The 16,570-nt window shown below is 59.3% G+C and carries 17 protein-coding genes and 1 tRNA gene; 14 read left to right on the forward strand and 4 right to left on the reverse strand.

Annotated features, from left to right (window positions below; genetic code table 11):
- Positions 1–30 precede the first annotated feature (30 nt).
- The 8 genes from secY (at position 31) to rplQ (ending at position 4,801) form a co-directional block, all read left to right on the forward strand.
- Complete coding sequence (gene secY / locus EL335_RS02690; RefSeq protein WP_172600006.1) at positions 31–1,368, forward strand: preprotein translocase subunit SecY; 1,338 nt, start codon at positions 31–33, stop codon at positions 1,366–1,368.
- Positions 1,369–1,390: 22 nt separating this feature from the next.
- The gene (gene infA, locus EL335_RS02695; protein ID WP_126444125.1) at positions 1,391–1,609 is read left to right on the forward strand and encodes a translation initiation factor IF-1; all 219 of its coding nucleotides are present in this window, start codon (positions 1,391–1,393) and stop codon (positions 1,607–1,609) included.
- Between the two features lie 25 nt (positions 1,610–1,634).
- Positions 1,635–1,748 (forward strand): 50S ribosomal protein L36, encoded by a 114-nt coding sequence (rpmJ, locus tag EL335_RS02700; RefSeq protein WP_126444126.1) that lies wholly within the window; start codon positions 1,635–1,637, stop codon positions 1,746–1,748.
- A gap of 86 nt (positions 1,749–1,834) precedes the next feature.
- A complete protein-coding gene (gene rpsM / locus EL335_RS02705) occupies positions 1,835–2,200 on the forward strand; it encodes a 30S ribosomal protein S13 (RefSeq protein WP_126444127.1) in 366 nt (121 codons plus the stop codon).
- Between the two features lie 19 nt (positions 2,201–2,219).
- On the forward strand, positions 2,220–2,609 hold the full coding sequence (gene rpsK, locus EL335_RS02710; RefSeq protein ID WP_126444128.1) for a 30S ribosomal protein S11: 390 nt from the start codon (positions 2,220–2,222) through the stop codon (positions 2,607–2,609).
- A gap of 33 nt (positions 2,610–2,642) precedes the next feature.
- Positions 2,643–3,272 carry a 30S ribosomal protein S4 gene (gene rpsD, locus EL335_RS02715; protein ID WP_126444129.1) on the forward strand — a complete coding sequence of 210 codons (630 nt, stop codon included), beginning with the start codon at positions 2,643–2,645 and terminating at the stop codon, positions 3,270–3,272.
- 63 nt (positions 3,273–3,335) lie between these two features.
- Positions 3,336–4,325, forward strand: a complete 990-nt coding sequence (locus EL335_RS02720) for a DNA-directed RNA polymerase subunit alpha (RefSeq protein ID WP_126444130.1) — start codon at positions 3,336–3,338, stop codon at positions 4,323–4,325.
- Positions 4,326–4,405: 80 nt separating this feature from the next.
- Positions 4,406–4,801, forward strand: a complete 396-nt coding sequence (gene rplQ / locus EL335_RS02725) for a 50S ribosomal protein L17 (protein ID WP_126444131.1) — start codon at positions 4,406–4,408, stop codon at positions 4,799–4,801.
- 105 nt (positions 4,802–4,906) lie between these two features.
- Here the strand turns inward: rplQ and EL335_RS02730 are convergent, their stop codons facing one another.
- Complete coding sequence (locus EL335_RS02730) at positions 4,907–5,500, reverse strand: Smr/MutS family protein (protein WP_126444132.1); 594 nt, start codon at positions 5,498–5,500, stop codon at positions 4,907–4,909.
- The gene (gene trxB, locus EL335_RS02735; RefSeq protein WP_126444133.1) at positions 5,469–6,419 is read right to left on the reverse strand and encodes a thioredoxin-disulfide reductase; all 951 of its coding nucleotides are present in this window, start codon (positions 6,417–6,419) and stop codon (positions 5,469–5,471) included. Before trxB ends, EL335_RS02730 begins: the two co-directional genes overlap by 32 nt.
- A gap of 215 nt (positions 6,420–6,634) precedes the next feature.
- On the opposite strand from trxB, the gene EL335_RS02740 reads away from it, so the two are divergent.
- From EL335_RS02740 to serS, 4 genes are all read left to right on the forward strand, one after another.
- Entirely contained in the window at positions 6,635–8,884 is a 2,250-nt protein-coding gene (locus EL335_RS02740) for a DNA translocase FtsK (protein WP_284155482.1), read from the forward strand.
- 172 nt (positions 8,885–9,056) lie between these two features.
- The gene (gene lolA / locus EL335_RS02745) at positions 9,057–9,662 is read left to right on the forward strand and encodes an outer membrane lipoprotein periplasmic chaperone LolA (RefSeq protein WP_284155416.1); all 606 of its coding nucleotides are present in this window, start codon (positions 9,057–9,059) and stop codon (positions 9,660–9,662) included.
- Entirely contained in the window at positions 9,659–10,981 is a 1,323-nt protein-coding gene (locus EL335_RS02750; protein WP_126444136.1) for a replication-associated recombination protein A, read from the forward strand. The genes lolA and EL335_RS02750 overlap by 4 nt, the downstream gene beginning before the upstream one ends.
- A gap of 36 nt (positions 10,982–11,017) precedes the next feature.
- Entirely contained in the window at positions 11,018–12,319 is a 1,302-nt protein-coding gene (gene serS / locus EL335_RS02755; RefSeq protein ID WP_126444137.1) for a serine--tRNA ligase, read from the forward strand.
- Here the strand turns inward: serS and mltF are convergent.
- The gene (gene mltF / locus EL335_RS02760; protein WP_172600007.1) at positions 12,309–13,712 is read right to left on the reverse strand and encodes a membrane-bound lytic murein transglycosylase MltF; all 1,404 of its coding nucleotides are present in this window, start codon (positions 13,710–13,712) and stop codon (positions 12,309–12,311) included. The genes serS and mltF overlap by 11 nt on opposite strands.
- A 47-nt stretch (positions 13,713–13,759) precedes the next feature.
- On the opposite strand from mltF, the gene EL335_RS02765 reads away from it, so the two are divergent.
- Together EL335_RS02765 and EL335_RS02770 are read left to right on the forward strand one after the other, a co-directional pair.
- Positions 13,760–13,852 (forward strand) — tRNA-Ser (locus tag EL335_RS02765).
- A gap of 165 nt (positions 13,853–14,017) precedes the next feature.
- Positions 14,018–14,347 (forward strand): TusE/DsrC/DsvC family sulfur relay protein, encoded by a 330-nt coding sequence (locus EL335_RS02770; protein WP_126444139.1) that lies wholly within the window; start codon positions 14,018–14,020, stop codon positions 14,345–14,347.
- On the opposite strand, the gene EL335_RS02775 is transcribed toward EL335_RS02770, so the two are convergent.
- On the reverse strand, positions 14,331–16,550 hold the full coding sequence (locus EL335_RS02775) for a YgiQ family radical SAM protein (RefSeq protein ID WP_126444140.1): 2,220 nt from the start codon (positions 16,548–16,550) through the stop codon (positions 14,331–14,333). The genes EL335_RS02770 and EL335_RS02775 overlap by 17 nt on opposite strands.
- Between the last annotated feature and the right edge of the window lie 20 nt (positions 16,551–16,570).

A 16,570-nucleotide genomic window follows, 5' to 3' on the forward strand; every position in this document is an offset into this window, starting at 1 on the left:
AGTTCGAACAAAAAGGCGAGGATTTAGTTAGTGGCCACATCCAGCAGCAATCAAGCCGTCGTGCTCGGCAAATCCGGGAAATACGGCGACCTGTGGCGCAGGCTGTGGTTTTTGCTGGGCGCACTCGTCGTGTATAGGATCGGTGCGCATATCCCGGTTCCTGGAATAGATCCGGTTAGGTTGGCGGATCTGTTCAATTCCCAGCAAGGCGGGATTCTCGGCGTTTTCAACCTTTTTTCAGGTGGGGCTCTTTCCAGGTTCACGATTTTCGCGCTGGGGATCATGCCTTATATTTCGTCATCCATCATCATGCAGCTGATGACGATCGCCATTCCTTCACTCGAACAATTGAAGAAGGAAGGCGAGGCGGGCCGCCGTAAGATCACCCAATACACCCGTTATGGTACGGTAGCACTCGCGCTGTTCCAAGGCATCGGCATTGCGATTGCTTTGGAGTCGCAACAAGGTCTGGTGCTTGAGCCAGGTCTGATGTTTCGTCTGACTACGGTTATGACCCTGGTCACTGGTACCATGTTCCTTATGTGGCTTGGAGAGCAGATCACCGAACGTGGCTTGGGGAACGGCATCTCGATCATCATTTTCGCCGGTATCGCTGCCGGTCTGCCAAATGCGCTGGGTGGATTGTTCGAGCTGGTACGTACGGGTGCCATGCATCCCCTTACAGCCATCGTCATCTGCATTCTGGTGGTGGTAGTTACTGGTTTTGTCGTCTTCGTCGAGCGCGGTCAGCGTAAGATCCTGGTCAATTATGCAAAACGCCAGGTGGGCAACAAGATCTATGGCGGACAAAGTTCTCACTTGCCTCTCAAACTGAACATGTCAGGCGTCATCCCGCCTATCTTTGCTTCCTCGATCATCTTGTTTCCTGCTACGGCCGCGGGTTGGTTTGGTACCAGCGAAGGCATGACCTGGTTGAAAGACATTGCTGCGACACTGTCGCCTGGGCAGCCGATCTATGTTCTTCTCTATGCAGCGGCCATCGTGTTTTTCTGCTTTTTCTATACCGCCTTGGTATTCAACTCGAAGGAAACTGCTGAAAACCTCAAGAAGAGTGGTGCGTTCGTACCGGGGTATCGACCCGGAGAGCAGACAGCCAGATACATCGACAAGATCCTGGTGCGTTTGACCCTTATTGGGTCGGCTTATGTGACCTTAGTCTGTTTGTTGCCGGAATTCCTGATTCTCAAGTGGAACGTGCCGTTCTATTTCGGCGGGACCTCATTGTTGATCATCGTTGTAGTGACGATGGATTTCATGGCTCAAGTTCAGGCCTATCTGATGTCCCATCAGTACGAAAGTTTGTTAAAGAAAGCCAACTTCAAGGGAACGGGTTTGCCGGTACGTTGAGTAAGGTGAGATTTCTGGAGCAATGGCAAAGGAAGACGTTATCGAAATGCAGGGTGAGGTTCTTGAGAACCTGCCGAACGCGACGTTTCGCGTCAAGCTGGAGAATGGGCATATTGTCCTGGGGCACATCTCCGGAAAGATGCGCATGCATTACATCCGCATTCTTCCGGGTGATAAGGTGACGGTGCAGTTGACCCCTTACGATTTCAACAAGGCGCGTATCGTATTCAGGGCTAAGTGAAATTTTAGAATTTCTGGAGAATGAAATGAGAGTTCAAGCATCCGTCAAGCGTATCTGTCGTAAGTGCAAAATCATTCGCCGTCATAACGTGGTGCGCGTCATTTGTACTGATCCGCGCCACAAGCAGCGCCAAGGTTGAACAGCTGTTGCGATCTCCGTATAATTACCGGTTCCCATTCAGTTCCGGTATTAGTCAATCTGAGACTCTGACAAGGTAATAAGCGTATGGCCCGTATTGCAGGCGTAAATATTCCAAACCACCAGCACACCGAGATTGCGTTGACCGCGATCTATGGCATCGGGCGTGCTCGGGCACAAAAGATTTGCGATGCGGCCGGGGTGGCCCGGAGCACGAAGATCAAGGATCTGACCGAAACCGAGATGGACCGGCTGCGCGAACAGGTTGCTAAATTCACCGTCGAAGGCGACCTGCGGCGTGAAGTGACGATGAACATCAAGCGGTTGATGGATCTCGGTTGTTATCGAGGGATTCGTCATCGGCGTGGATTGCCTGTGCGCGGCCAACGGACGCGCACCAATGCGCGTACGCGCAAAGGCCCGCGCAAATCGGTTGCTGGTAGCAAGAAATAAATAAAGCAGGATAATCCTCATGGCCAAACCTACGATCAAAGCACGCAAGAAGGTAAAGAAAAACGTCGCCGATGGAATCGCGCACGTTCATGCTTCCTTCAACAATACGATCATCACTATTACTGACCGTCAGGGCAATGCATTGTCCTGGGCGACTTCCGGTGGGGCGGGATTCAAGGGTTCGCGTAAATCGACACCATTTGCTGCTCAGGTTGCTGCCGAAGCGGCTGGAAAGGCGGCGCAGGAATGTGGTATCAAGAATCTCGAAGTTCGCATCAAAGGCCCTGGTCCCGGTCGCGAGTCTGCAGTACGTGCTTTGAATGCTCTCGGCATCAAAATCAATAGCATTACAGATATCACGCCGATTCCGCACAATGGTTGTCGGCCGCCCAAGCGGCGCCGCATCTAAGCCTGGAAGACGCAATCAAGGAGATACAGCGAAGTGGCCCGCAATCTTGATCCAAAATGCCGTCAATGCCGTCGAGAAGGAGAAAAACTCTTCCTCAAGGGCGAAAAGTGTTTCACTGACAAATGCTCGATCGAGCGGCGTTCCTACGCGCCCGGTCAGCATGGTCAAAAGTCTGGACAGCGTCTCTCTGGCTATGGCCAGCAGCTGCGCGAAAAGCAAAAGATTCGTCGCATCTATGGAGTGCTCGAGCGGCAGTTCCGCAAGACCTTTGCCGAGGCCGATCGTCGCAAGGGGCAGACGGGCGAAAACCTGCTGCAGCTACTCGAAGGGCGTCTCGACTCGGTGGCCTATCGGATGGGGTTTGGTATTTCCCGTGCCGAAGCGAGACAGATCGTGCGTCATAATGGCATTCTGGTCAATGGCAAACGGGTCAATATCCCTTCTTACAATCTGAGGCCCGGTGACGTGGTCCAGCTGACCGATGCCGCGCGCGCACATCTGCGTATCAAGGCCGCGCTTGAAGCGGCGGAGTCGCGAGGCTTTCCCCAGTGGGTCGAAGTCGATGTCAAGGCTGGAAAAGGCGTGTTCAAGGCATATCCTGCACGCGAAGACCTTTCGCCTTCGCTCAAGGAAGGTCTTGTCGTCGAACTGTACTCGCGCTAAACCTATCCCCGCATGCGCCCGAGGTCCTGCCTTGGGCGCATTGATTTCTTTTGAGGAACGAAGATGCAATTTCAAGCGCTATTGAAGCCCCGCATCATCGATGTTCAGGCCTTGTCCCCCGTTCATGCTCGTGTCGTTATGGAGCCTTTCGAGCGGGGCTTCGGTCATACCTTGGGAAATGCCTTGCGCCGCATCCTGCTTTCATCGATGCCAGGGGCAGCGCCTACCGAAATCTCTATCGATGGCGTGTTGCACGAATATTCGACTCTGGAGGGCGTGCGCGAGGATGTCGTCGATATCATGCTCAACCTGAAGGGCGTGGTGATGCGTCTGCACAATCGCGGTGAGGCCATGCTGACCCTCGCCAAGCAAAGCGATGGCAATGAGACAGTCGTCACAGCTGCGGACATCGAGGCTCATCACGATATAGAAATCATCAATCCAGATCACGTGATCGCCCATCTTGCTCCTGGCGGCAAGTTGAACATGCAGATCAAGGTCGAAGCCGGCCGCGGTTATGTTCCCGCAAACGCGCGTGTCGCCAGCAAGGAGAACAAGACGATCGGCCGTATCCTCATGGATGCCTCGTTTAGCCCCGTACGCCGCGTCAGCTACCAAGTCGAAGCAGCACGTGTCGAACAGCGTACCGACTTGGACAAGCTGGTGATCGATATCGAGACCAATGGCGCGATCGATCCCGAGGAAGCGATTCGTCATGCCGCTGGAATCCTGCTGGATCAACTTTCGGTATTCGCAGACCTGGAAGGGACCCCGGTTTCCATCGAGGCGCCGAAGCAATCCGCCGTCGATCCGATCCTGCTGCAACCCGTAGACGATCTGGAATTGACGGTACGATCGGCAAACTGCCTGAAGGCGGAAAATATTTACTACATCGGCGACCTGATCCAGCGTACCGAAACGGAGCTTCTGAAGACCCCCAATCTGGGTCGCAAATCACTCAACGAAATCAAGGAGGTTCTCGCTTCGCGTGGCCTGTCTTTGGGCATGAAGCTCGAAAATTGGCCGCCCCCCGGACTAGCGAAGATGGGTTGATTTACTCGCGACAACAAGCAACCGGCCGCTAGCCGATTCAATGACCAGCGGCGGCCGCATAAAAGTGAAAGGAAAAAAATATGCGTCACGGCAATGGCTTGCGGAAACTGAACCGCACCTCTTCGCATCGACAGGCGATGCTGCGCAACATGGCGGTGGCTTTGTTGCAACACGAGGCGATCAAGACCACTCTTCCCAAAGCGAAGGAATTGCGTCGCGTGGTCGAACCGCTCATTACGCTTGGCAAAAAGCCATCGCTCGCCAACCGTCGGCTGGCCTTCGATCGCTTGCGCGATCGTCAGATCGTCGTCAAACTTTTCGATGAACTCGGCCCTCGTTATGCGAATCGCAATGGTGGCTATCTACGCATCTTGAAGATGGGTTTTCGTGTCGGCGACAATGCGCCGATGGCCTATGTCGAACTGCTCGATCGCCCTGAACAGCCTGGCGAAGAAGTGCAAACCGTCGAGGAATGAGGTCGTCATAGCGCTCGTACTTCAAGCGCGGCAGATCGTCCAGACTATGCTGAATGAAGCCCCCTGCCGGGGGCTTCGCTTTGTCTGCAGCGCGCTCTCGTTTTCTCAGGCGGTCAGCAACACGATCAGGGCGCCAGCGCCGCCGTCGCTGCTGCGCGCCTGGCAATAGGCGAGCACTTCCTTCCGCTGTGCCAACCAGCCGAGCACGAGACGTTTGAGCACGGGTACCCGCCCAGGTGAGCCGAGTCCCTTGCCATGCACGATGCGCACACAGCGATGGCGGTAAGTTCGGCATTCAGCAAGAAACAGGGCTATGTGGTGACGTGCCTCGTCCCGATTCATGCCATGCAGGTCGAGCTCCGCTTGTATTACCCATCGACCCCGACGCAAATCTTTGAGCACCTTCGGCGACATTCCTGACTTGAGATAGACCGGCTCGTCACCGCCTTCGAGAGCCAACGCCATCTGATCATGCGCGGTGAGAGATTCGGCCAAGGCAGCACGTTCGTCGCGAAAGTGCTGCCGGGGGATGGGAAGGGGCGGGTTGGGTTCATGGTGGATGCGGTCGAACGCCAAGGGGACCACATCGGCGACTGCAGCCTGAAACAGCGCGCGGGCCGATTCGTCGAGCGTAACGGCGGTACTGCGCCGTTTGCGAGCGCCGGATTCAGGCGATGGCGTCGAGATATTTCTCGGCATCGAGCGCGGCCTGACATCCCGAAGCCGCACTGGTGACGGCTTGTTTGTAGATCATGTCCTGCACGTCGCCGGCAGCGAATACGCCGGGCACTGAGGTGGCCGTGGCATTGCCATCGCGCCCCGCACGGGTGACGATGTAGCCGTTCTGCATTTCGAGCTGTCCGGCGAAGATTGCGGTGTTCGGCTTGTGCCCAATGGCAATGAAAATTCCCATCAGCTGGATTTCTTCGGTCGCTCCGCTTTTGACATTCTTGATGCGCATGCCGGTCACGCCGGATTTGTCGCCCAATACTTCGTCGAGAACCGAATCCCACTTGATCGTGACCTTGCCGGCTTTCTCTTTTTCGAAGAGTTTGTCCTGCATGATCTTCTCGGCGCGCAATTTGTCGCGACGATGCACCAAGGTTACATGGCTAGCGATGTTGGCGAGGTAGAGTGCCTCCTCGACGGCAGTGTTGCCACCACCGATGACGGCCACGGGCTGATCGCGATAGAAGAAACCGTCGCAGGTCGCACAGGCGGATACCCCTTTACCCATGAAGGCCTGCTCAGAGGGTAGGCCGAGATATTGCGCTGAAGCGCCGGTGGCGATGATCAGCGCATCACAGGTGTATTCGCCAGCATCACCGATGAGTCGAAAAGGCTTCTCGGTCAGCCTGGCGGTGTGAATGTGGTCGAAGATGATTTCGGTACCAAAACGGCGCGCATGCTTTTCGAAGCGGGCCATCAGGTCCGGACCCATGACACCATCGGCGTCGGCCGGCCAGTTATCGACTTCGGTAGTGGTCATCAGTTGCCCGCCCTGCGCCATTCCGGTGATCAAAACCGGCTGCAGATTGGCGCGTGCGGCATACACCGCTGCGGTATATCCAGCTGGGCCGGAGCCCAAAATCAACAACTTGGAGTGGCGGGTGGTCATAGTCTGTTCTCCACTGAACGGGATCGAGAAATTATAAGCGGTGGCAAAGGCAAAAAATATGCCCTTTTCGGACGTTTCCGGCCATGCCGCCAGTCGAAAATGGGCAGGATCGGCGTAGTGTCTCAATCAGATCGGAAAACGTCATGTCTTTTGCCACCTTTTCCTACCGTCATCGCGCGAGGGCTTCCTCTCAAGCGCTCCCGGAACGCATCGCCATGCTGCTTCACGAAGCGCGCTGGTTGCTCCTCGCAACGACCGGTCTTTACTTGGCGTTGATCCTTTTCGGGTATCACAACACCGATCCGGGCTGGTCACAGGCCGCGGATGTCGAGCACATCGCCAACCCCGGGGGGCGTTTCGGTGCTTGGCTGGCTGACTTATTACTTTATTTGTTTGGCTTGTCAGCCTGGTGGTGGGTGGCGCTGCTGCTCATGCTGGTCGCGATGGGCTATCGCCGAGTGAATCGCTTGTTCGGTCCCGATCGCCGCCCGCTGGCGATTTGCCTGCTTGGCTTCGTTTTCTTCCTCGCGGCCAGTTGCGGATTGGAGGCCTTGCGTTTCTGGAGCTTGCAAGTTGAACTGCCGCTCGCGCCAGGCGGCCTGTTCGGTATCGAGATTGCCCGCTTGACAGCCGTCTATCTCGGCTTTACTGGAGGAACCTTGCTGTTGATGGCGGCGATGGCGGCGAGTTTCAGCTTGGTAACAGGATTGTCCTGGCCGGGATTTTTCGAGAGGCTGGGCGTGCTGCTGGAAGCCGGCTGGGGTGGACTGAACCGACTGTGGGAGGCATGGCAGGACCGCCGCTATGGTCGCGTCGTCGCCGACAAGCGCGAGGCGAAGGTCGAAAAAGTCTTGAAGAAACTCGAAGAAGCGCCGCCGGTGAAAATCGAGCCAGTCGCACTCGAGATTCCCTTGGCAAAAAAAGCGGAGGCCAGAATCGAGAAAGAACGACAGACGCCGCTATTCCCGGATTTGCCCGGCGAAGGGTTACCCCCATTACACCTGCTCGACGAAGCGAATCATGCCAAGGACGAGTTGCCGAGTGCCGAGACGCTCGAATTCACCTCGCGGCTGATCGAAAGGAAGCTTGCAGACTTCGGCGTTTCTGTGCAGGTGGTTTCCGCTCATCCCGGCCCGGTGGTGACGCGCTACGAGATCGAGCCCGCGACCGGCGTCAAGGGCGCGACCATCGTCAATCTGGCCAAGGATCTGGCGCGCGCACTCTCGCTGATCAGCATCCGCGTCGTCGAGACCGTGCCGGGCAAGAGCTGCATGGCACTTGAACTGCCCAATCCGCGCAGGCAGACCGTGCGACTGTCGGAAATCCTCGGCGCCAAGGTCTATCACGACATGCACTCGCATCTGACGCTGGCGCTTGGCAAGGACATCTCGGGCCAGCCGGTGGTCGCCGATCTGGCCAAGATGCCGCATCTGCTGGTGGCCGGCACTACCGGCTCCGGCAAGTCGGTGGGCATCAACGCGATGATCCTGTCGCTGCTTTACAAATCCGAGCCCAAAGACGTGCGTCTGATCCTCGTCGACCCGAAGATGCTGGAATTGTCCGTGTATGAAGGCATTCCGCATCTTATGGCGCCTGTCGTCACCGATATGAACAAGGCCGCCAACGCACTGCACTGGTGCGTCGGCGAGATGGAGCGGCGCTACAAGCTGATGAGTGCGGTCGGCGTGCGCAATCTCGCCGGCTTCAATGCCAAGATCAAGGAAGCCGAGAAGGCCGGTACATTCATACCCGATCCTCTCGCTTTGCCAGGCGACCCCGAAACCGGCTCACCGCCACTCGAGAGTTTGCCCTACATCGTCGTCGTCATCGATGAGCTTGCCGACTTGATGATGGTGGTCGGCAAGAAGATCGAGGAACTCATCGCGCGACTGGCGCAAAAGGCGCGCGCTGCCGGCATCCATCTGATCCTGGCGACGCAGCGGCCGAGTGTCGATGTCATCACCGGGCTCATCAAGGCGAATATCCCGACACGTATCGCCTTCCAAGTGTCGTCGAAGATCGATTCGCGCACCATCCTCGACCAGATGGGCGCCGAGGCACTCCTGGGGCAGGGTGACATGCTGTACCTGGCGCCCGGCACCGGTCTGCCGGTGCGCGTGCATGGCGCCTTCGTCTCGGACGACGAGGTGCATCGTGTCGTCGAATATCTGCGCAAGATCGGCAAGCCCGAATTCGCAGCCGACATTCTTTCCGCCCCGGCGGGAGAGGCCGCCGAAGCGGGTGGCGAGGAAGGCGGTGATGTCGAGGCCGACCCGATGTACGACCAGGCCGTGGAAGTCGTGCTCAAGACGCGCCGGCCGTCGATCTCGCTGGTGCAGCGGCATTTACGCATCGGCTACAACCGCGCCGCGCGGATGATCGAGGCGATGGAGCGCGCCGGCCTCGTCTCGCCGATGAATGCCGCGGGGCAGCGCGAGGTACTGGCGCCGGAAACGCAGGATTGAACCCAGATTGTCCATTAGGGCGCGAAGGGCTCGCCCGCAGACCGAAAACCGCCGCGTAGGGCAAAAATGATCGTATCGAATGCTCATGGCGCATCAGCCCGGTCTAATGGATAATCTGGGTTGAAAGTCGGCGAGGCAGAGACGGCTCCCGCGAATGGGCGATAATGCGCGCATGCGCACATTCGTCCTGCTTTGCGGCCTGATCTTCTCCGGCGCGGTCGCCGCCGGTGGCCTCGATCAGCTGCGGACCTTCTGGGCCAATACCCACGCGGCACAAGGGACGTTTGCCCAGAGCGTCGTCGCCAGGTCCGGCCGCAAGCCGCAGAACTCCGTCGGCAGCTTCGTGCTGGCACGTCCCGGCAGGCTGCGCTGGAGTTACGAGAAGCCCTACAAGCTGCTGCTGGTCTCCGACGGCGAAAAGCTGTGGACCTATGACGCCGACCTCAACCAAGTGACCGTCGGCAAGATCGATCAAGCGCTGGGTGCTACCCCCGCTGCGCTCTTGACCGGCGAGGCGCTCGATCGGCATTTCACGCTTACCGAGACCGGCACGGCCGACGGACTGGAGATCGTCGATGCCGTGCCGAAATCGGCCGATAGCAGCTTCGCGCGCGTGCGCATCGGGCTTTCCGGCAACCTGCCACGCTTGATGGAAGTGCAGGACAACTTTGGCCAGACGACGACGCTGCTGTTTACCGAGTTTCAGCCGAACCCGATGCTACCGAAGGATGTCTTTCGCTTCGTTCCGCCCAAAGGGGCGGATGTCATCGGCCAATGAACGAATTGTTCGAGGCAAAACCCCTTGCCCCTCTGGCCGAGGCCATGCGGCCGAAAACCCTCGACGAGGTGATCGGCCAGCAGCATCTGCTCGGGCCGGGCAAGCCGCTTAAGCTGGCGTTCGAATCGAAGACGCCGCATTCGATGATCCTCTGGGGCCCGCCGGGGGTGGGCAAGACCACGCTGGCGCGGTTGATGGCCGATGCCTTCGATGCCGAATTCATCGCGATCTCCGCGGTGTTCTCCGGCGTCAGGGACATCCGCGCCGCGGTCGATCAGGCGCAGCTGACGCTGGCGCAGACGGGCCGGCGCACGCTGTTGTTCGTCGATGAGGTGCATCGCTTCAACAAGGCCCAGCAGGACGCATTTCTGCCCTACGTCGAGCAGGGGCTGCTGACCTTCATCGGTGCGACCACGGAGAACCCATCGTTCGAGGTCAATTCGGCGCTGCTCTCGCGCGCCACGGTGTATGTGTTGAAACCCCTCTCGAGCGATGAACTGCGCCAGCTCTGCGAGCGTGCGCGATCGCGCGTCTTTCCCGAGCTCGAGTTCGCACCGGAGGCGATCGAGCGCATCATCGGTTATGCCGATGGTGATGCGCGGCGGCTCCTCAACGTGCTGGAAACCCTACACACCGCCGCGCAGGCGAGCGGGTGCCGTCTCATCAGCGCCGAGTTTCTGGAGCAAACGCTCGCTTCCGATCTGCGCCGCTTCGACAAAGGTGGCGATGCGTTCTATGACCAGATCTCGGCGCTGCACAAATCGGTGCGCGGCTCGAGCCCTGATGCCGCGCTCTATTGGTTCTGCCGCATGCTCGATGGCGGCGCCGATCCGCTCTACCTCGCGCGCCGCATCATCCGCATGGCATCGGAAGACATTGGCCTGGCCGACCCGCGTGCGCTCTCGATCGCGCTCGAGGCGACACAGGCCTATGAGCGGCTCGGTTCGCCCGAAGGTGAACTCGCTCTCGCCAATGCGGTGATTTACATGGCGGTGGCGCCGAAGTCGAACGCCGGCTATGTCGCCTATGGTGCGGCGCGGAAGTTCGTCGCCAAGGATCAGAGCCGGCCGGTGCCGGAACACCTGCGCAACGCACCGACGAAGCTGATGAGGGAACTCGGTTTCGGCCGCGCATACCGTTATGCGCACGACGAGCCGGAAGCCTATGCGGCCGGTGAGAATTATTTCCCCGCAGGCATGCCGAAGGTCGAGTGGTACAAGCCGACGCCGCGGGGACTGGAACAGAAGATCGGCGAGAAGCTCAGGCATCTTGCCGCGCTCGATGCGGCCTGGCGCAAGAAACACCGCAACGACGGCTAGAATGCGTGCCATCCACGTTGAACACCGAATCTCGAAATGCTCGACATCCAGCTTTTGCGCACCCAGCCCGATTTCGTCGCTGCCGGTCTCGCCCGGCGCGGCATCGTGATCGATCTCGCCCCGTTCGAGGCGCTCGAAGCCGAGCGCAAGGCGGTGCAAACCCGCACCCAGGAACTGCAGGCCAAACGCAATGCGCTTTCGAAGCAGATCGGTATGCTCAAAGGCCGGCAGAGCAAGGGCGAGGATCTGGCCAGCGAGATCGAGCGTGTCATGACCGAGGTGGCGGGTCTTGGCGATGCGCTCAAGGCCAACGAGGAAAAATTGACCGTGCTGCTGGCGGAAATCGACGCTTTCGTCTCGCGCCTACCCAACCTGCCGCACGAGAGCGTGCCGGAGGGCCGGGACGAGACGGGTAATGTCGAAATCTCGCGCTGCGGCACCCCGCCCGTGTTCGATTTTCCGCCGAAGGATCATGTCGATCTCGGCGAAGCCTTGGGCGGCCTCGACTTCGAGCGCGCGGTGAAGATCGCCGGCAGCCGCTTTGCCTTGATGAAAGGCAGCATTGCCCGGCTACATCGGGCGCTGGCGCAGTTCATGCTCGACGTGCACACCCGTGAGCATGGCTACACCGAGGTCTATGCGCCTTATCTCGTCAATCCGGACAGCATGTTCGGTACCGGCCAGCTGCCGAAGTTCGAGGAAGATCTGTTCCGCATCGAGCGCAATGACGGCAGCCGGCTGTATCTGATCCCGACCGCCGAGGTGCCGGTGACCAACATCGTGCGCGGGGAGATTCTCGATGCCGAGAAACTGCCTTTGAAATTCGTCTGCCACACGCCCTGTTTCCGTTCCGAAGCCGGCAGCTACGGCAAGGACACGCGCGGCATGATCCGCCAGCACCAATTCGACAAGGTCGAGCTGGTGCAGATCGTCGCGCCGGAAGCTTCATGGCAGGCGCTGGAGGAGCTCACCGGCCATGCCGAGACGATCCTGCAGAAACTGAACCTGCCTTACCGCAAAGTGGCGCTGTGCGCCGGCGACTTGGGGTTTGCCGCCGCGAAGACGTACGATCTCGAAGTCTGGCTGCCGGCCCAGAACACGTATCGTGAAATTTCCTCCTGTTCGAATTTCGAGACCTTCCAGGCCCGCCGCATGCAAGCGCGCTGCCGGGACAAGGGCGGCAAGCCGCGCTTGGTGCATACGCTGAACGGCTCGGGACTGGCCGTCGGTCGCACGCTGGTCGCGGTGTTGGAAAACTACCAGTGCGCCGATGGCAGCGTCACCGTCCCCGAAGTGCTGCGCCCCTATCTCGGCGGTCTGGAACGACTCACTGCATAGACAGGCCGGTCTGCAAGGGTGCCGAACGCCGCGGCGCGATGCGTGTCAGGATGTCATAATAGTTGCGCACGTTTTCGACCATGATCACCGCCTCGCCGCCGCGCGCGCGGCCGCTTTTGAGCCGCGAGTAATACTCCGGCCGTGCGAGCAGTGGCAGCACGTCCTTCATGTCGGCCCAGTGATTGGGACTTTTCTTGAGCCCGACCGCGAACTGTCGCCCCCCTTTCAGATGCCCCATGCCGAGGTTGTAGGCGGCAAGCGCGAACCAGAGCCGTTCAGGCGGCAGGATTTCATCCGGCAGCTCATCCATCAGCATCGCCAGATAGCGGGTGCCGGCGAGAATGCTCTCGCGGGGATCGAGTCGGTTTTTCACACCGAGCCGGTCGGCGGTCTCTTCGGTGAGCATCATGATGCCGCGCACGCCGGTCGGCGAGGTGGCGAGGGGCTCCCATTTCGATTCCTGCCAGGCGAGCGCCGCAATGAGCCGCCAGTCGAACCCGCTGATTCTCTCTGCTTCTTCAAAAAAAGGCCGCAGTGCCGGCAGACGGGTCTGCACAGCATCGAGAAATGCTGCGACATCCTGATTGTCGAGCCGTTTGATGTGGCCGAAATAGCGATCGTAGAGGCGTCGCAGCGTGCCATCCTGACGGATCGCGGCGATGAATTCGGCCGCCTTATCACGTAGTTCTGGATAGGCCGGCGCAATCGCCCAGCCGTAGCCCAGCGTGCCTGGCAACTTCAAGGCGATGGCCAGATCTGGGCTGGTGTTGGTGGCCAGATCGAAATGCAGTTCGTCGCTGGCGACCAGTTCGTGGCGCAAATCGGCGATGCCGGCGATGAGCTCCAGCTCGTTCGTGCCGCTGTGTTCGACGAGGCGCGGCGGCGGTTCGATGCCAAGAGCAGCAAGGGCATGAGCTTGCGGCGCTCCCGGCAACAGATGAATCTCCTGCCCAGCCAATTTTTCAGTTTTCTCCAACGGTAAGGCGTTTGCATGTTGCACGATCACTTGGGATGTTTCGAACAGAGGCGGGCTGTTGAGCAGCGATGCGTCTTCAGCCTGGAGCGGCACGGTAGCGATCATGTGCGCCCGCTGCTGCAAGACCATTTCGGCCGCGTGTCCTAGGGCGGGCGGTGGAACGAAGCGCACTTTGACGCCAAGGTATTGTGCAAACCGTTCGACCAGATCGCGGCTGAAGCCGTTCATACCTTCGCTATCGATCGCCGGTTGCGCGAAGGCTGGATCGGCTGACAGGACGACGATGAGCGGCTGCCGTGGCCCCGGCGGCCTCAAGGGCGCTGGCGGTCCAAGGAAATCACAGCCGGTGAGCAGGGTACCGAAAATCAGCGTGACTGCAAGGCAACGGAGGCAGTCGATGAAAGAGTTTTCCCTCACGAAATGGCTGTCCCTTGCCGGGATGAAAGGTATAATGAAAAAATTATGGAGAGGTACCGAAGTGGTCATAACGGCGCCGACTCGAAATCGGATGGTCAGGGAAACCTGGCACAAGGGTTCGAATCCCTTCCTCTCCGCCACTCCCTGCATTATATTTCCCATTCATAAGCCAGCCTGATGCTGGATCAAGTAATTCTTTATTCGATTCTCGGAATTTCATGCATACAATCCCGACTAAAGAAGTCAGGTAAGAGACTAAGAGACTGAAACCGAACCCCCCCAACCCTTACAGAGAGGAAGTCAAAATGATCAATGTCAATGGCAAGGAAATCGAGACCGATGCCGAAGGCTATCTGGCCGATTTGTCCGATTGGAGCGAGGAAGTCGCCGAGTTCCTCGCCGCGCAGGACGATCTGAAGCTCGATGAGAAGTGCTGGCAGGTCATCAACTGGATTCGCAACTACTATGCAGAGAATGGCACTGCGCCCAATCTGCGCGTGATGACCAAGCTGATTGGCGAGGATCTGGGCGAAGAATTTTCCGACAAGAAGTTCCTCTTCGACCTGTTCCCCTATGGCCCGGCCAAGCAGGCCGCGCGTTATGCCGGCATGCCGAAGCCTACCGGCTGCGTTTGATCTTTGCCGCGCCGTGCCGTCCCGCCAGCGCCGACTTTCCGATGTGAGTCGGCGCCCGGCGGGACGTCCCATTTTCCGCCAGCGCCGACTTTCCGATGTGAGTCGGCGCCCGGCGGGACGTCTCATTTTCCGCCAGCGCCGACTTTCCGATGTGAGTCGGCGCCCGGCGGGACGTCCCATTTTCCGCCAGCGCCGACTTTCCGATGTGAATCGGCGCCCGGCGGGACGTCTCATTTTCCGCCAGCGCCGACTTTTCGCGGTGGGCCGGCGGCCGGCGGAGTAATGGTGATTCGCCCGGCTGCCAGGCCGGGACGAGATGCCTTTTGCCATTACCGATCAGATCGGCGCGCCCCATGCGTTTCAAGGCTTCGCGTAACAGCGGCCAGTTCTTTGGATCGTGATAGCGTAAGAACGCCTTGTGGAGCCGGCGTTGTTTGAGGCCCCGTGCGACGGCGACTTTCTCGCTTGCCGGGTCACGCTTGAGCGGGTTGTTTTCCGTGTGCCACATCGCCGTGGCGAGTGCCAGGGGTGTCGGCAGGAAGGTTTGTACCTGATCGAGGCGGAAATCATTGCGCTTCAACCATAGCGCGAGTTCGAGCATATCCTCATCGGTCGTGCCAGGGTGAGCGGCGATGAAGTAGGGGATCAGGTATTGCTCCTTGCCGGCGGCTTTCGACGCCTGCTCGAATAGGCGCTTGAATTTGTCGTAGGCGCCCATTCCCGGCTTCATCATCTTCGAGAGCGGCCCTTCCTCGGTGTGCTCCGGCGCGATCTTGAGATAACCGCCGACGTGATGGGTGACCAGTTCCTTCACGTATTCGGGCGAGCGCACCGCGAGGTCGTAACGCAGTCCTGAACCGATCAGCACTTTTTTTATGCCCGGCACCTGTCGCGCCTTGCGGTAGAGGTGGATCAAGGGGGCATGATCGGTATCGAGGTTCGGGCAGATGTCAGGATAGACACAGGAGAGCCGCCGGCAAGCCGCTTCGATCGCCTTGTCCTTGCAGGCCATGCGGTACATGTTGGCGGTTGGCCCGCCCAGGTCGGAAATGATGCCGGTAAATCCTGGCGTCTTGTCGCGGATCTCCTCGATCTCGCGCAGGATCGATGCTTCCGAGCGGTTCTGGATGATGCGGCCCTCGTGTTCGGTGATCGAGCAAAAGGTGCAGCCGCCGAAACAGCCGCGCATGATGTTGATCGAGAAACGGATCATCTCCCAGGCGGGTATCCTGGCGTCGCCGTATGCGGGGTGCGGCGCGCGGGCATAGGGCAGGCCGTAGATGTAGTCCATCTCGGCGGTGGAGAGTGGAATCGGTGGCGGATTGAGCCACAGGTCCCGGTTGCCGTGTCTTTGCACCAAAGCCCGAGCGTTGCCAGGATTCGATTCGAGGTGAAAGAGCCGCGAAGCTCTGGCATAGGCGAGTTTGTCGCTCTTCACCGTTTCGTAGTCGGGCAGGCGCAGGTAGCTGAGATTGCGATCGTCATGAGCGCGGCGCGTGCCGACCTCGCGCCATTCGGGGCTGGGCGTCCAGCCGGCAGGCACCAAGAAAGCAGAGCCGCGCAGGTCGCGGATGTCCTGAATGGGCGTGCCCTTGGCTAGCCGATGCGCGAGCTCCACCAGCGCCCGTTCGGCATTGCCGTAGAGCAACAGATCAGCCTTGCTGTCCGCGAGCACGGAGCGCTTGACGGTCTCTGACCAGTAGTCGAAGTGGGCGATGCGCCGCAAGCTGGCCTCGATGCCACCGATCACGATCGGCACCTCCTTGAACGCTTCGCGCGCCCGCTGGGCATAGACGGTGACGGCGTAATCCGGTCGCTTACCAGGTTCGGCATGCGGCGTATAGGCATCATCGGAGCGGATCTTGCGGTCGGCGGTGTAGCGATTGACCATCGAATCCATGTTGCCGGCGGTGATGCCAAAGAACAGGTTGGGGCGGCCCAAACGCCGAAAATCCTCCGCCGAGCGCCAGTCGGGTTGCGCAATGATGCCGACGCGAAAGCCCTGCGCTTCCAGCAGCCGCCCGACCAGCGCCATGCCGAAGCTCGGATGGTCGATGTAAGCGTCGCCAGTGACGATGATCACGTCGCAGGAATCCCAGCCGAGCGTTTCCATCTCGGCGCGCGTCATCGGCAGGAAGGGGGCGATGCCGAAGCGTTTCGCCCAATAGGGACGGTAGGCCGTCAGAGCCTTAGTGGTTTTCATTGCATTGCAGGAGTCTATCG

The sequence above is a fragment of the Sulfuricystis multivorans genome (assembly GCF_003966565.1).
Lineage (GTDB): Bacteria > Pseudomonadota > Gammaproteobacteria > Burkholderiales > Rhodocyclaceae > Sulfuricystis > Sulfuricystis multivorans.

Bases quoted from the DNA above. Each gene is read 5' to 3' on its own strand.
- infA (WP_126444125.1), top strand. From the start codon at position 1,391: ATGGCAAAGGAAGACGTTATCGAAATGCAGGGTGAGGTTCTTGAGAAC.
- trxB (WP_126444133.1), bottom strand. From the start codon at position 6,419: ATGACCACCCGCCACTCCAAGTTGTTGATTTTGGGCTCCGGCCCAGCT.
- rpmJ (WP_126444126.1), top strand. From the start codon at position 1,635: ATGAGAGTTCAAGCATCCGTCAAGCGTATCTGTCGTAAGTGCAAAATC.
- EL335_RS02775 (WP_126444140.1), bottom strand. From the start codon at position 16,550: ATGAAAACCACTAAGGCTCTGACGGCCTACCGTCCCTATTGGGCGAAA.
- rpsK (WP_126444128.1), top strand. From the start codon at position 2,220: ATGGCCAAACCTACGATCAAAGCACGCAAGAAGGTAAAGAAAAACGTC.
- EL335_RS02770 (WP_126444139.1), top strand. From the start codon at position 14,018: ATGATCAATGTCAATGGCAAGGAAATCGAGACCGATGCCGAAGGCTAT.
- EL335_RS02720 (WP_126444130.1), top strand. From the start codon at position 3,336: ATGCAATTTCAAGCGCTATTGAAGCCCCGCATCATCGATGTTCAGGCC.
- EL335_RS02740 (WP_284155482.1), top strand. From the start codon at position 6,635: ATGCTGCTTCACGAAGCGCGCTGGTTGCTCCTCGCAACGACCGGTCTT.
- EL335_RS02730 (WP_126444132.1), bottom strand. From the start codon at position 5,500: ATGCCGAGAAATATCTCGACGCCATCGCCTGAATCCGGCGCTCGCAAA.
- serS (WP_126444137.1), top strand. From the start codon at position 11,018: ATGCTCGACATCCAGCTTTTGCGCACCCAGCCCGATTTCGTCGCTGCC.
- rplQ (WP_126444131.1), top strand. From the start codon at position 4,406: ATGCGTCACGGCAATGGCTTGCGGAAACTGAACCGCACCTCTTCGCAT.
- EL335_RS02750 (WP_126444136.1), top strand. From the start codon at position 9,659: ATGAACGAATTGTTCGAGGCAAAACCCCTTGCCCCTCTGGCCGAGGCC.
- lolA (WP_284155416.1), top strand. From the start codon at position 9,057: ATGCGCACATTCGTCCTGCTTTGCGGCCTGATCTTCTCCGGCGCGGTC.
- rpsM (WP_126444127.1), top strand. From the start codon at position 1,835: ATGGCCCGTATTGCAGGCGTAAATATTCCAAACCACCAGCACACCGAG.